Origin of the sequence: Mesorhizobium sp. M1A.F.Ca.IN.022.07.1.1 (assembly GCF_003997575.1) — a bacterium.
In the GTDB taxonomy this organism is placed as follows: Bacteria; Pseudomonadota; Alphaproteobacteria; order Rhizobiales; family Rhizobiaceae; genus Mesorhizobium.
Genome location: NZ_RZST01000141.1, coordinates 1 through 13,732 on the forward strand (window position 1 = coordinate 1; position 13,732 = coordinate 13,732).

A 13,732-nucleotide genomic window follows, 5' to 3' on the forward strand; every position below is an offset into this window, starting at 1 on the left:
ATTTCCTGCATCACGCCGAAGGGCGCCTTCTACGCCTTCCCCAATGTTTCGAAGACCGGCTGGAAGGCCAAGAAGCTTGCCTCGGCGCTGTTGGAGGATGCCGGCGTCGCGCTGATCGGCGGCCCCGATTTCGGCGTGCTCGGCGAAGGCTATGTCCGGCTTTCCTACGCCAATTCCGAGGAGAACATATTACGAGCGCTGCAGCGGATCGAAGTGTTCTTGACGAAATAGAGCCTCAGCCCCCTCACCCGCGGCCGACGAACGGCATCTTCGTCGCCATCACCGTCATGAACAGCACATTGGCGTCGAGCGGCAGGCTCGCCATGTGAAGCACCGCGTCGGCGACGCACTGGACATCCATCACCGCTTCGGCGGCGATGGAGCCGTTGGCCTGCGGCACGCCGACGGTCATCGCCTGCGCCATCTCGGTCAGCGCATTGCCGATGTCGATCTGGCCGCAGGCAATGTCATAGGGCCGGCCGTCGAGCGCCAGGGTCTTGGTCAGGCCGGTGATGGCATGCTTGGTCGCCGTGTAGGGCGCTGAGCCCGGCCGCGGCGCATAGGCCGACACCGAGCCATTGTTGATGATGCGCCCACCCATCGGCTTTTGCCGACGCATGACGCCGAAGGCGGCACGGGCGCATAGGAACGAGCCGGTCAGGTTGACGCCGACGACATCGTTCCAGACCTCGACCGGGATCTCGTCGATCAGCGTCGACTTGTAGCCCATGCCGGCATTGTTGAAGAGCAGGTCGACGCGCCCGAACGCCTCCACCACTGTCTCGAACATGTCGTCGACTTCGCCGGCCTTGCTGATGTCGCATGCAACGGCAAGCGCCCTGGCGCTGGTCTTCCCGGCCTCGGCGATCGCCTCCTCGAGCAGCGTCTTGCGGCGGCCGCAGAACACGGTGTTCCAGCCTGCCTTGAGCAGCGTGGTGGCGACGCTCTTGCCGATGCCGGTGCCGGCGCCGGTTACGATGGCTGTTTTCTCTGTCATGGCGGTCATCGTCCTCGCTCCCCGTACTGCTGGAAGAAGACGTGGCATCGCAAATGACGGAGGGCGTGGCAAGCGGCTATTGTCGGCAAGAAAGCGGAGCCGACAAAAAGGGCGGTCATTGGCGACCGCCCCTCATCTGAACCGCGCTTGGGAGGAGGATAAGCCGGTCCGACTGGTTAGAATGATGCGCTTGCTGGGTTAACGAAAGATTAACGGCCAGCAGCACGTCCCATGCGCGTTTACCAACCGGCAATTTGCTGGCGCGGATCGGGCGCGGTTCAAGCCGGCGCCTTCGCCGCCGAGACCGTCGCCTCGACATGGTCGACCAGCGCGTCCGGCAGGCCGAGGCGGCCGGCTAGCAGGTCGAGATAGCCGCGCTCCGTGCGGGTGTCGGGATCGATGGTAAGGCGCGAGGCGGTGTAGAGCTCAACCTTCTGCGCATCGGTCTTGGCGCCGGTGATCAGGACGTCGAGATCGAGCGGGCGTTCAAGCTCATCCAGCAGAAATTTTTCCGCTTCGGCACCGATGCCGGCGAGCTTGAGCTTGTCGGCGATTTTCTGCCGCTCCTCGTCATCGACATGACCGTCCGCCTTGGCTGCGGAGATCATCGCCCGCACCAGGGTCAGCGTGAATTCGGCCTCGCCCTGCGGCGCCTGCGAGGGATGGAAGGCGGTGTCCTTGGGCGGCGGCAGCAACTCGGGCTCGCCGGCCACGGGTTCTTGTGCCGGCACATTGCCGGCCTTGTAGTTCTGGTAGGCCTTGTAGGCGAGGCCGCCAATGGCTGCCAGGCCGCCGAGCTTCATGGCAGCGCCCGTCACCTGTCGACCGGGGCCGGTGCCGAGCAGCACCGCCGCCAGCGCGCCGGCGGCGAGCGGATTGTCCTTCGCCATCTGCACCGCCTGCCCCGCCTTGTCGCGAACGGTCGATCCCGTGCCGGGAATTTGCGAGCCGAAAAGGTCGTCGAGCAGCTTCTTGGGGTCGAGCATCAATGCCTCCAGAATTGGCCCGGCCGAATGCGCCCGGGCGGGGTTTCGGATCGGCAAGACGTAGGCCCCGCACATTGACATTACAATGAACGGGCGGATGATTTGACGAAACCTGGGCTGCTCAGCTTCCGATGTGGCGCTTGGCGCCCCGCGCATGCGCGAGTTCCACCTGGCGATGGCGCTCGGCGTAGCGCGCGCGGTCCTCGTCCGAGCGCGCTTCGAAGCAATGCGGGCATGAGACGCCGACCGTATATTTCGGCGAGAGCCGGTCCTCGACGGTGAGCGGATGGCGGCAGGCGCGGCAGAGTTCGGCTTCGCCCTCGGCCAGGCCATGCGACACCGATACCCGCTCGTCGAAGACGAAGCATTCGCCCTGCCACAGGCTCTCTTCGGCCGGCACCTCTTCGAGATATTTCAGGATGCCGCCCTTAAGATGGAAGACCTGCCTGAAGCCCAGCGACTTCACGTAAGCGGTCGCCTTCTCGCAGCGAATGCCGCCGGTGCAGAACATCGCCACCTTGCGGCCTTCGAGCTCCTCGCGGTGCTCTTCGACCCAGCCCGGGAACTCGCGAAAGCTGGCGGTCTTGGGATCGACCGCGCCCTTGAAGGTGCCGATCCAAACCTCGTAGGCGTTGCGCGTGTCGATGACCAACGTGTCGGCGTCCGAGATCAGCGCGTTCCAATCGGCCGGCGCGACATAGGTGCCGGCGCTGCTCGCCGGATCGAGATCGTCGACGCCCATCGTGACGATCTCGCGCTTCAGCCGCACCTTCATGCGGTGGAACGGCATCTCGGCGGCGGTGCTGTATTTCACTTCCAGGCCGGCAAGCGCTTCGATCGCCTCCAGGTGATCAATAAGCGCGGCGATCGCTTCCTCGCTGCCGGCGACCGTGCCGTTGATACCCTCATGCGCCAAAAGCAGCGTGCCCTTGATGCCGCGTCCACAGCAGAAGGCGGCGAGCGGCGCGCGCAACGCTTGGTAATTGTCGAGCCGCGCAAACTTGTAGAGCGCGGCAACGCGGACCGGCTGAGTTTCCTTGGTTGTTGTCATGCCCATGCCACTAGACCGTGCTGAAAGCCGTTTCAAGGCAGAGCGGACAGGCCGCGTGACATTGCGACACGCCCGCCTTCGTGGACTCGGAATACCCCTTCTGCTAATCGGTTGAAATCGACCGAAACGGAGAGACAAGCTAATGACCAGCAAGACCGAAAAGCTTCTGTCGCTCCTCAACGGCCAGCCGGTCATCCCGGTGCTCAAGATCGCCAATGTCGCCGACGCCGTGCCGCTCGCTCGCGCTCTGTCGCGCGGCGGCTTGAGGGCGATCGAGATCACGCTGCGCACCGCCGATGCGCTGGAAGCGATCCGCCGCGTCGCGGCCGAAGTCGAGGATGCGGTTGTCGGTGCCGGCACCATTCTCGATGCCAAGCAGTTCGACGAGGCGGCACGCGCCGGCTCGAAATTCATCGTCAGCCCCGGCATTACGAGCCAGCTTCTCGACGCGGCCAAGGACAGCCCCGTGCCGCTGCTGCCCGGCGCCATCACCCCCGGGGAGATCATGGCTGCGCGCGAAGCCGGCCTGTGCTTCCTGAAATTCTTCCCGGCCGAACAGTCGGGCGGCATCGCATCGCTGAAGGCCTTCGCCTCGCCGCTCGCCGACGTGAAATTCTGCCCGACCGGCGGCATAACGGCCAAGAACGCCGCCGACTATCTGAGCCTCCCCAACGTCATCTGCGTCGGCGGCTCGTGGGTGGCGCCCGACGAATTCATCAAGGCCGGCAAATGGGATGAGATCGAAGCCCTGGCGCGCGAGGCGAGCAAGCTCGCCTAACGCAATTCCAGGAAGTGTGGGCACCGGTTCTTCCGTCCGGATCGCGTAAAGAACACCTGGAGCGGTTCAGCGGTCTATCAAACGCTGAACCGCTCCAGGGCTGGACATGCGGTCAGTGGCAGACCTTGACCTTCTCGACGACCTTGCGGTGGTGAACCCAATGGGTGACCACCTTGGTTCTGCAGTGATGCTTGCCGGTCTTGACGATAACGGTTTCGGCCTGCGTTGGAGCCACGGCAGCCGATGCCGCGGCCAGAGCGAGAACTGACGCCAATAGAATCTTCTTCATGAATATCCCCAGTTTGGAACGAACGCATCCTAACCCGAAAAAGCGCGGCCCGTTCCGGTCTCACGAGAAGTTTAAGCGTGCGTGATGGCATGCCGGTGCGGGCCGAAAACCAGCCGCCGGCTGGTTCCCGCTCATGGATTCGAACCACGATTCACGCCTTCAAAGGGCGCTGTCCTACCGTTAGACGAAGCGGGAAAAGACCACGCGGGAAACCCGCGCCGTTCAAACTATGCTGCCGTGATAAAAAGCAAAAGCCGCGCTGTTGTTCAACGCGGCTGTTGCGGCACTGGCAGGCTCGTTATTTGGTCTGAAAGCGGGCGACCGAAAGGAACTTCACCGCGTTGCCGGTGAACCGGCTGGCGTCCGGCAATTGCGCATCCGTCTGGAAGCCGGCCGTGTAGACCTCGCTCGGCGGCGTGTGCACGATATTATAGGCATAGCGCGGTGCCGTGGTCGGATCGGAAACGGTAGCGATGTTGTCGCCGCTGCCCAGCGCCCAGCGCGCTGCCTGCGGCGGCGTTGCCACCACCATTGCCTTCGGGCCGGGCTTCAGGTCGTTGGCGGACGCCCTGGCCTCCTTGCGCGTCGTCTTCACGCCGGCGCCGATCGCCTGCGCCGGATCGGTGCCGGCGGGGCGAGCGGCAATGGCTTGACGCGGCGAAGCTGCATCGAGACCCGACGGATCGTTGAATGCCGAGCGTGGCTCCGGCGCAGTCAGCGAAGCGACTTCGTATTCGGCCCCACTCGAGCCGGCCACGGTGGTCGCGCTGGCCTGCTCGAGCACCGCTTTGATCTCATCCGGCTTGCCCGTGTCGGGCCGCGCGGTCGGCAGCACCGAGAAGGCATCGGTCGCGCTCTTGTCCTGCGAGGCGGTTTCCGCCAGCGCCAGAAGCACGCCCTTGTCCTTGGGCGCAAGTTCCCTCGGCAGATCGGGCCGCCTCGTCGGCAGCGGAACATTGTTGAACGCCCCCTGCGCGGGATCGGCTGCGGCCTGCGCCGCGCCGGCGGCCATGCCGAACGGTACGTTGGCCGGAGCATGCGCCGTCGCCACCGCCTGCTCAGCCGTGGCCGAGGCGTCCGCCACGGCGAACGGCACGTTTTCAGCCGTCTGCTGGCCGACATCGGCCTTGGGCCTCGGCGCGAAGGCGGGCAGAGGAACCTCCTTCGGCGGCAGCGTGGCAATGATGGTTTCGGGCGTGTCCTGCTGCGGTTGCGAATCGTCCGAGCTGTCATCGGCGATCTGCGGGATGTTGGCGCGCTTGGCATCCTGCGGCGAGACGATCGCGATGCCCGGCAGGCTGCCGCTGTTGCCGCTCTTGGCGGCCGCCACCTGCTTCACAGCTTTCGGCTGGGGTGCGGGTTGGGCGCTCGCGACATCGGCGCTGTCGTCGGCCTCGTCGTCGCCGCCGCCGAACCAGGCCGCAAACAGTCCGCCGGACCGCTTGGTCGAGCCGCCGGCGCTGGCCAGCTCGATATTGGGGGTGCCGGCGCCCTTGCGCGCCTTGTAGGCGGCCAGAGCCTGCTCATAGCCAGGCAGCGGCCGGCCGTCGCTCGGCACGTGCAGCGTCTTGCCGTTCGGGAACAGGCTGACCAGTTCCTGACGGCTGATACCCGGCCAGTGGCGGACATTGCCGACATCCATGTGGACGAACGGAGAACCGGAATTCGGATAGTAGCCGACGCCGCCGCCCTGCATCTTCAGGCCGATGTTGCGCAACTTCTTCAGCGGCACGCCGGGGATGTAGAAGTCCATCGCCTTGCCGAGCATGTGCTGGCTTTTCTCGGCGACACCGCGGCTGCGGCTGCGCAGCATCGAATTGGTTGACGGCGAGCGATAGCCGCAGACCACCTGGATGTAGTCGGTCGCTCCGCTTTGCCGATAGGCTTCCCACACCAGATCGAGCAGCCGCGGATCCATCTTGGTCGGCTCGTTGCGGCGCCAGTCGCGCAGGATGATGTTGATCTTGCGCAGGCCTGCGGGATCGTAGCGGCCGTTGCGCTTGTAGACGATCTCGGCCTTTTCGTGCGTGTGCAGGTGATAGAGCTTCAGCGAACGGACTTCGGCTTTCGCGCCGGAAGCGGCTGCCGAGAGGAACCCGACGGCCAAAATCACAAACGTCAGCCACCTTGGCCAGACGCTCATGTGAAAATGCCGCCCGTTCGTGTGTCGTTCGACTTGGTTCAAATCAAAAGGCCTTGCAGGCTGCCGTTTGTCCCCGGATTTGCCCAAACGGATGCGTGGTTCTCACATCCGAATATCGATCCTAATGGTTAATCATCGCTTATTGGAGCCGAAATGCGGTAACACCGTGGCGATATCCCGTCAAAAATGATGCACCACGTTTCGTGGTAAATCGCTGGTTTAGATCGAGAATTCGGCTTTGGCCCAAACACAATCTGTTACCGATTGCGTTAAATGCGTGATCGCGAACACGCAAGCGACTGAAAAAGCGCCTTCAGAAACGAAAAACCGACGATTTAAGTCGGAATATAAACCGGTAGGCTGGGCTGGGCTTGCGTCTCAAGAGGCAAGTCGATCAAGCCGACCCGCTTCGGGGTCAATGCCATATTCCTTCAACTTGCGGTAAAGCGTAGAGCGCCCGATGCCGAGGCGGCGCGCCACCTCGCTCATCTGGCCGTTATAGTGGTCGATCGCAAGCTTGATCATCTCGAACTCGACATCGGCCAGCGCCCGCACATTGCCGCGCTCGTCCAAGGCCCTCAGCGTGCCGAATCGCGGCTGCAGCCGCGCCCGCGCCTCGGCCTCGTGCGAACCTGCCGCCGCTCCATTAGAGACGGCCTGATCGCCCGGCTGCGGCTCGTCCGCGACCGGTGCCACGGCAGTCGCAGGCTCGGCATCGAGCTTCACCGTGCCTTCGACCTGCGCGCGGATCTGTGGGAATTCCTCTTCGGTCAGCAATTCGCCTTCGGCGAGCACCGACGCCCTGAACACCGCATTTTCCAGCTGGCGGATGTTGCCCGGCCAATCGTAGGCCTGCAGCATCGCCAGCGCTTTGGCCGATATGCCGGTGAGACGATGACGCGGATCGGCCGGCGCCACCTTCTCCATGAAATGCCTGACCAGATGGGGGATGTCCTCGCGCCGGTCGCGCAGCGGCGGCACGAAGATCGGATAGACGTTCAGGCGATAAAATAGGTCCTCGCGGAATTTGCCGTCCTTGACCTGCTGCAAAAGATTCCGATGCGTCGCCGAGATCAGCCGGATGTCGACCTTGACGGTCGAACGGCCGCCGACCGGGTCGACCTCGCCCTCCTGCACGGCGCGCAGCAGCTTGACCTGGACGTCGAGCGGCAGGTCGCCGATCTCGTCCAGGAACAGCGTGCCCGAATGCGCCTCGACGAATTTGCCGGTGTGCTTGTCCGTGGCGCCGGTGAAGGAACCCTTCTCATGGCCGAACAGGATCGATTCCACCAGATTGTCGGGGATGGCGCCGCAATTGACGGTGACGAAGGGTTTCGAGCGGCGGTCGCCGCTGCCCTGGATGGCGCGCGCCACCAACTCCTTGCCCACCCCCGATTCGCCCTCGATCAGGATCGGGATGTTGGAGGCCGCCGCCTTCTGGCCGAGCCGGATCACCCGGTCCATCGCCGGGCTGCGGGTGATCAGATCCTTGAAGGTGAGATGGCCGCCGCGACGCCGCGACGTGCGCTTCACCTCATCCTCGACCGCTTCGACCTTCAAAGCATTGGAAATCGAGGTCTGCAGCCGGTCGGGCGAGGCCGGCTTGACGACGAAATCGAAAGCGCCGTGGCGCATGGCCGAGACAACGGTTTCGATGCCGCCCTGCGCGGTCTGCACGATGACCGGGAGATTGATGGCGCGCTCGCGCATCGCCTTCAGCACGCCGATGCCGTCGAGACCGGGCATGACCAGGTCGAGGATGACGACCGACACATCGCGCGCCTTCGGTCCGTCCAGCACATCGAGGCCGGCCTCGCCGCCGTCGGTGACGATGGCGCTGTGGCCGAATTTCGTCACCGCCGCCTCGAGCAGCCTGCGCTGCACGGGATCGTCATCGACTATGAGTACGGAACCTGTCATGACTCTTTGAATTATCCGCCCGATAAATCCCCATGGATCATCTTGGCACAGGGTTCTAAATAAGGTTTCAAAAAACCCGGTGAACGAATTCCTTAGGATTTGACCGGCTTCTCCTTTCCCGTTGATTCGAAGAAGGTATTGTCGATGCGCATGATGTTTGGTCAGCGGCTTGTGGCGACGGCGTCTGGCCAGGCCGCGGCGGAGCTCGGCGATCTGCCGGAGTGGAATCTCGCCGATCTCTATTCCGGCATGGAAGCGCCGGAGCTGAAGCGTGACATCGCCCGGGCGGCAAGCGACGCCATCGCCTTCGAGGTCCGCTGGAAGGGCACGTTGGCCGCCGAAGCCGAGCGTGGCGCCGCCGGCCGGCTCGGCGAGGTGCTGAAGGCCTACGAGGCGCTGGAGGAACTGATCGGCCGCATCGTCTCCTATGCCGGGCTTGTCTATGCCGGCAACACCGCCGATCCGCAGCGCGCCAAGCTCTATGGCGACATCCAGGAGAAGATGACGGATGCCAGCGCGCATCTTTTGTTCTTCGCGCTGGAGCTCAACCTGATCGACGACGCGGTGATCGAAGCAGCACTCGCGGCCGACCCGGCCTTCGCCCACTACCGTCCCTGGGTGCTCGACCTCAGGAAGGACAAGCCGTACCAGCTCGAGGATCGGGTCGAGCAGTTGTTCCACGAGAAGTCGGTCACCGGACGCGGCGCCTGGAACCGCCTGTTCGACGAGACGATGACCGACCTGCGTTTCGACGTCGACGGCGAGGAGTTGACGCTGGAGCCGGCGTTGAACCGACTGCAGGACGCGGATGGCGAAGTGCGCCGCCGCGCCTCCGAGGCACTCGCCGCGACTTTCCGCAAGAACCTGCGCACCTTCACGCTCATCACCAACACGCTGGCTAAGGACAAGGAAATTTCCGACCGCTGGCGCGGCTTCGAGGACATCGCCGATTCACGCCATCTCGCCAACCGCGTCGAACGCGGCGTGGTCGATGCTTTGGCCGCGGCCGTGCGCGAAGCCTATCCGCGCCTGTCGCACCGCTACTATCAGATGAAGGCGCGCTGGCTCGGCATGGACGTCATGAACCACTGGGACCGCAACGCGCCGCTGCCCGAGACCCCGCAGTCGGTGATCCGGTGGGACGACGCCAGGGACACGGTGCTGTCAGCCTATCAGCGTTTCTCGCCGAAGATGGCGGAAATCGCGCGGACATTCTTCGATCGCAAATGGATCGATGCGCCGGTCAGGCCGGGCAAATCGCCCGGCGCCTTCGCCCACCCGACCGTGCCATCGGCGCATCCCTACGTGCTCCTCAACTACATGGGCAAGCCGCGCGATGTGATGACGCTGGCGCATGAGCTGGGTCACGGCGTTCACCAGGTGCTGGCCGCCGACCAGGGCGCGCTGATGGCGTCCACCCCGCTGACGCTGGCCGAGACGGCCTCCGTCTTCGGAGAGATGCTGACCTTCCGCTCGCTGCTCGACCAGACCTCCGACAAGCGCGAGCGCAAGGCCATGCTCGCCCAGAAGGTCGAGGACATGATCAATACTGTCGTGCGCCAGATCGCCTTCTACGAGTTCGAGCGCAAGGTGCATGCCGAGCGCCGCAACGGCGAGCTGACCTCGGACAGGCTGGGCCAGTTCTGGCTTGAGGTGCAGGCTGAAAGCCTGGGGCCGGCGATCAAGTTGCGCGATGGCTACGAGGTCTTCTGGACTTATATCCCGCACTTCATCCACTCGCCCTTCTACGTCTACGCCTATGCCTTCGGCGACTGCCTGGTCAACTCGCTCTACGCCGTCTACCAGAACGCCGAGCGCGGCTTTCAGGAGAAGTATTTCGAGATGCTGCGCGCCGGCGGCACCAAGCATCATTCGGAACTGCTGGCGCCCTTCGGCCTCGACGCCACGGATCCGGCCTTCTGGCAGATCGGCCTGGGTGTGATCGGCGCGCTGATCGACGAGCTGGAGGCGCTCGACAAATGACGGGTGCTCGCCTGGCGGCATAGACCGGAACAGTTTGGCCGGAACGCATACTTGTGCTGTTCTTCAATAACTCTGCCCGCACTTTTCAATTAGCTTTGCGCAGGTCGTGTGCTAGCGTCAGACCCCAAGCTCAACCGGACGCGACAGCAAGGCCGGAGGCGGCCCTAGCGTTGCTTCAGCGAGAGCGATAGCGGCCGTCGGGCCGCAGCCGGAGGAGGGCCCGCCGCCAGCGATTGGAGGGGCGGTTCCGCCCAGCGCGGAACGATTGACGATCTTGCGGCAAGGCCGCCGTTTGCGGCCGCGGCCCGATCGGACTGGAGAGGGAAATGAGCACTTTCTTCTATATGCTCCTGGCGTTCGTTGTCGGTGTCCTGGTTGGCTGGTTCATCTGGGGCCGCCTGCGTGGCGAGCTCGACAGCCTGCGCGGCGAACTCGGTCGCGCCAAGAGCGAACGCGACCGGTTTAGCGCCGATACCTACCGCCTGAGCGGCGAGCTCGACGCATGCGGCCGCAGCCGCGCCGATCTCGAACGCAAGCTGCGCGAAGCGCCGACCTCTTCCGCCAAGGCGGGAACCGACAAAGCCTCCGCGCCGGCGCCTGCGGCCCTGATATCGACCCCGACCCCAGCCAAATCCCCATCGGCCAGACCGTCAGCGGCAAAATCGGCTTCGACCAAATCCGCCGCGGCCAAGCCGGCAGCGGCAAAAACGGCCGCCGCGGCGCCAAAGAAGGCGCCGGCTCCGAAGAAAGCCGCCGCCCCGAAGGCGGCCACCGGCAAGGCGGACAATCTGCGCCGCCTGATCGGCATCGGCCCGGTCAACGAAAAGCTGCTCAAGGCGCAGGGCGTCACGTCCTACGGCCAGATCGCCGCCTGGACCGATGCCGACGTCAAGCGCATCGAGGAGGTGCTCAATTTCGACGGCCGCATCGCGCGCGAGAAATGGATCGAGCAGGCGAAACTGCTGGCCGCGGGCGACGAGGCCGAATTCGCTAGCCGGTTCCCCACGGCGGCGACCTCGAACAACAACTGATCTCGCTGTGCCTTCCCAGCGCAGGCGGCGTCCATTGGGCGCCGTTTTTGCTTTGGACCAGATGCCTTTACGCCCTCCGACGCCGCTCTCTCGATTGCGCCTCGCCGCGCCCCCATATAGAGCGATCGACTTAATCGACCCATCCAAGGCTTATGTCCCTGCCCTCAGCAATATTCCGCAATGACGAGACCGGCCGCCAGCTCGTCTTTGACGGGCCGCTTGAGGTCATCACGGCGCGAACCGCGGACGAATTCACGCCGGCGCTGGAAGCGGCACAGGCCGCCTCCGACGCGGGCAAATGGCTGGCAGGCTATTTCTCCTATGAGGCAGGCTACCTGCTGGAGCCGAAACTGGTGCCGTTGCTGCCAGAGGGCCGCCGCGCGCCGCTGATCTGTCTCGGTGTCTTCGATGCGCCGCTCGAACAGGCTGTGCCGCGGAATGAAGGCCCCGCCAGCAACGGACCGATCTTCGACGCCCGCGCTTCCTGGTCCGCCGAGGACTACGCCGTCCGCTTCGCGCGCCTCCACCACCATATTCGCAAGGGCGACTGTTATCAGGGCAATCTGACCTTTCCGGTCCATGCGCAATGGTCGGGCGATCCGCTTGCCGCCTTCGAGGCGCTGACCGGGCGCCAGCCGGTGAAATACGGCGCGCTGATCTCGTTCGGCGATCCGATCGTGCTGTCGCGCTCGCCGGAACTCTTCTTCGAGATCGACGCCGACGGTATGATCGAGACGCACCCGATGAAGGGCACGGCGCGGCGCGGCGCCACCAAGGCCGAGGACGCGCGGCTGAAGGCGTTCCTGCGCAACGACGAGAAGAACCAGGCCGAGAACCGGATGATCGTCGATCTCCTGCGCAACGACATCTCGCTGATCAGCGAGGTCGGCACGCTGGAAGTGCCGGAGCTGTTCCGCATCGAGACCTACCCGACGGTGCACCAGATGGTGAGCCGGGTGCGGGCGAAGCTCCTGCCGGATATCGGTATTCGCCAAGTCTTCGCAGCGCTCTTTCCCTGCGGCTCGATCACCGGCGCGCCGAAGATCCGCGCCATGGAGATCCTGCACGATCTGGAGGGCGTACCGCGCGACGTCTATTGCGGCGCCATCGGCTGGGTCGCGCCCGGCGGCACGATGCGGTTCTCGGTGGCGATCCGCACCATCTCGCTCTTTGCCGACGGCGAGGCTGTCTACAATGTCGGCGGCGGCGTCGTCTTCGATTCCACCGCCGAGGAGGAGTACCGGGAGTGTCTTCTGAAAGCGCGCTTCGCGACGGGAACCGTGCCGACTTCGAGCTGATCGAGACCATGCGTTGGGAGCCTGGCTCGGGCTTCCTGCGCTTCGAGCGCCACCTTGCGCGGCTTTATGCCTCGGCCGCGGAGCTCGGCTTTGCCTGCGATCCGCAACGGATCGGCGAGGTGCTGAAGAACGCGATCGGCGTTCAGCGGATCGCTTTGCGCACCCGGCTTGCACTGCAGCGCAACGGCGAGGCGACAGCAGCCGCGCAGCCCTTTGAGCAGCTTCCCGCAGGTAGGGCATGGCGTCTGCAGCTGGCGCGGGTCCGCCTCGATTCCGGTAACTTGTTGCTGCGTCACAAGACCAACCGCCGCGAAACCTACCAACAGGCGCGCGCCGAATACCTCGCCACCCGCGCCGACGAAGTGCTGCTCGCCAACGAGCGCGGAGAACTCTGCGAAGGCACGATCACCAATCTGTTCGCCGATTTCGGCGACGGGATGCTGGTGACGCCCCGGCTTGATTGCGGCCTGCTGCCTGGAGTATTGCGCGGCGAGCTTCTGGACGAAGGCCGCGCCGCGGAAGCGATCTACACCTTCGACGATCTGAAGTCGGCGCAGGCGATCTTCGTCGGCAATTCGCTACGTGGGTTGATCCCGGCGAGGCTGGCATGACGCCAAGCAGGAGAATGCAATGTTCATCGTTTCGCTGAACTACAAGGTGCCGCTGACCGAGATCGATCGGCTGGCGCCGGCGCATGTCGAATGGCTGAAGGCCTGCTACGCGGAAGGCATTTTTGTTGCGTCTGGACCGAAACGGCCAAGGACCGGCGGCATCATCGTCGCGCGCGGTTCCCGCGACGTGCTTGACGCCAGACTGGCGGCCGACCCTTTCTCCGAGGCAGGCGCGGCCGACTACGAAATCACCGAATTCGCGGCGCGGTTGACCGCCACCGAACTGGACGCCTTCAAGGAAGCATGACCATTCGCCAACCGACCCATACGCCCTATGACGGGTCCTCAAAGCTCTTCACCATCGGCCTGAAGCCGCTCGAGCTCAACCGCTGGATCGAGGTCGATCAATTCCTTCTGCCCCATCTCGCCGAGAAGCGACGGCTTTACGCGGAGATCCCGGAAAAGGTTTTTGTCGAGGAGGAAGAGACCCGCGATGCACAGCAAGAAGTGTTCGACCTTCTCGCCGGCTATCTTCCGGCAAAACATCCCGAGACCCACCGAGGTGCCGGCTCGGATGTCGAGGTCGTGGGCCTCGAAAGCGCGAGCAACGCGCTGCCGCCCGAATTGAACAAAGCGCCGCTAGCC

General features: G+C 64.4%; 14 protein-coding genes and 1 tRNA gene. 8 read left to right on the forward strand and 7 right to left on the reverse strand.

Translation table 11 applies throughout. The annotated features are described in order from the left end of the window. On the forward strand, window positions 1-231 hold a 231-nt coding region (locus tag EOA75_RS17045; protein WP_127324710.1), incomplete at its 5' end, for an aminotransferase class I/II-fold pyridoxal phosphate-dependent enzyme. 13 nt (window positions 232-244) lie between these two features. On the opposite strand, the gene EOA75_RS17050 is transcribed toward EOA75_RS17045, so the two are convergent. The 3 genes from EOA75_RS17050 to EOA75_RS17060 all read right to left on the reverse strand — a co-directional run bounded on the left by EOA75_RS17050 (window position 245) and on the right by EOA75_RS17060 (window position 3,034). After that, window positions 245-997 carry an SDR family oxidoreductase gene (locus EOA75_RS17050; RefSeq protein WP_127324711.1) on the reverse strand — a complete coding sequence of 251 codons (753 nt, stop codon included), beginning with the start codon at window positions 995-997 and terminating at the stop codon, window positions 245-247. Between the two features lie 278 nt (window positions 998-1,275). Further along, entirely contained in the window at window positions 1,276-1,983 is a 708-nt protein-coding gene (locus EOA75_RS17055; protein ID WP_067002750.1) for a tellurite resistance TerB family protein, read from the reverse strand. Window positions 1,984-2,104: 121 nt separating this feature from the next. Beyond that, window positions 2,105-3,034: a rhodanese-related sulfurtransferase gene (locus EOA75_RS17060; RefSeq protein ID WP_127324712.1), complete on the reverse strand. Its 930-nt coding sequence runs from the start codon at window positions 3,032-3,034 to the stop codon at window positions 2,105-2,107. Between the two features lie 142 nt (window positions 3,035-3,176). On the opposite strand from EOA75_RS17060, the gene EOA75_RS17065 reads away from it, so the two are divergent. Continuing rightward, complete coding sequence (locus EOA75_RS17065) at window positions 3,177-3,812, forward strand: 2-dehydro-3-deoxy-phosphogluconate aldolase (protein ID WP_127324713.1); 636 nt, start codon at window positions 3,177-3,179, stop codon at window positions 3,810-3,812. 112 nt (window positions 3,813-3,924) lie between these two features. On the opposite strand, the gene EOA75_RS34065 is transcribed toward EOA75_RS17065, so the two are convergent. From EOA75_RS34065 to EOA75_RS17080, 4 genes are all read right to left on the reverse strand, one after another. Continuing rightward, on the reverse strand, window positions 3,925-4,101 hold the full coding sequence (locus EOA75_RS34065; RefSeq protein ID WP_082980697.1) for a hypothetical protein: 177 nt from the start codon (window positions 4,099-4,101) through the stop codon (window positions 3,925-3,927). Between the two features lie 121 nt (window positions 4,102-4,222). Beyond that, a tRNA-Gln gene (locus EOA75_RS17070) sits at window positions 4,223-4,296 on the reverse strand. 103 nt (window positions 4,297-4,399) lie between these two features. Then, window positions 4,400-6,244: a DUF882 domain-containing protein gene (locus EOA75_RS17075; protein WP_127324714.1), complete on the reverse strand. Its 1,845-nt coding sequence runs from the start codon at window positions 6,242-6,244 to the stop codon at window positions 4,400-4,402. 378 nt (window positions 6,245-6,622) lie between these two features. Then, window positions 6,623-8,164, reverse strand: a complete 1,542-nt coding sequence (locus tag EOA75_RS17080) for a sigma-54 dependent transcriptional regulator (protein ID WP_127324715.1) — start codon at window positions 8,162-8,164, stop codon at window positions 6,623-6,625. Window positions 8,165-8,308: 144 nt separating this feature from the next. Between EOA75_RS17080 and EOA75_RS17085 the strand changes: the two genes are divergently transcribed. The 6 genes from EOA75_RS17085 to EOA75_RS17110 all read left to right on the forward strand — a co-directional run. Further along, entirely contained in the window at window positions 8,309-10,147 is a 1,839-nt protein-coding gene (locus EOA75_RS17085) for a M3 family oligoendopeptidase (RefSeq protein WP_164747416.1), read from the forward strand. Between the two features lie 326 nt (window positions 10,148-10,473). Next, window positions 10,474-11,178 carry a proton-conducting membrane transporter gene (locus tag EOA75_RS17090; protein ID WP_127324716.1) on the forward strand — a complete coding sequence of 235 codons (705 nt, stop codon included), beginning with the start codon at window positions 10,474-10,476 and terminating at the stop codon, window positions 11,176-11,178. Between the two features lie 152 nt (window positions 11,179-11,330). After that, window positions 11,331-12,476 (forward strand): aminodeoxychorismate synthase component I, encoded by a 1,146-nt coding sequence (locus EOA75_RS17095; protein ID WP_127324717.1) that lies wholly within the window; start codon window positions 11,331-11,333, stop codon window positions 12,474-12,476. Then, window positions 12,425-13,087: an aminotransferase class IV family protein gene (locus EOA75_RS17100; RefSeq protein ID WP_127324718.1), complete on the forward strand. Its 663-nt coding sequence runs from the start codon at window positions 12,425-12,427 to the stop codon at window positions 13,085-13,087. Before EOA75_RS17095 ends, EOA75_RS17100 begins: the two co-directional genes overlap by 52 nt. A 19-nt stretch (window positions 13,088-13,106) precedes the next feature. Then, window positions 13,107-13,394: a YciI family protein gene (locus tag EOA75_RS17105; protein ID WP_067002501.1), complete on the forward strand. Its 288-nt coding sequence runs from the start codon at window positions 13,107-13,109 to the stop codon at window positions 13,392-13,394. After that, window positions 13,391-13,732 (forward strand): heme-dependent oxidative N-demethylase subunit alpha family protein (locus EOA75_RS17110; RefSeq protein WP_127324719.1); only part of this gene is annotated, 342 nt, incomplete at its 3' end. The genes EOA75_RS17105 and EOA75_RS17110, both read left to right, overlap by 4 nt.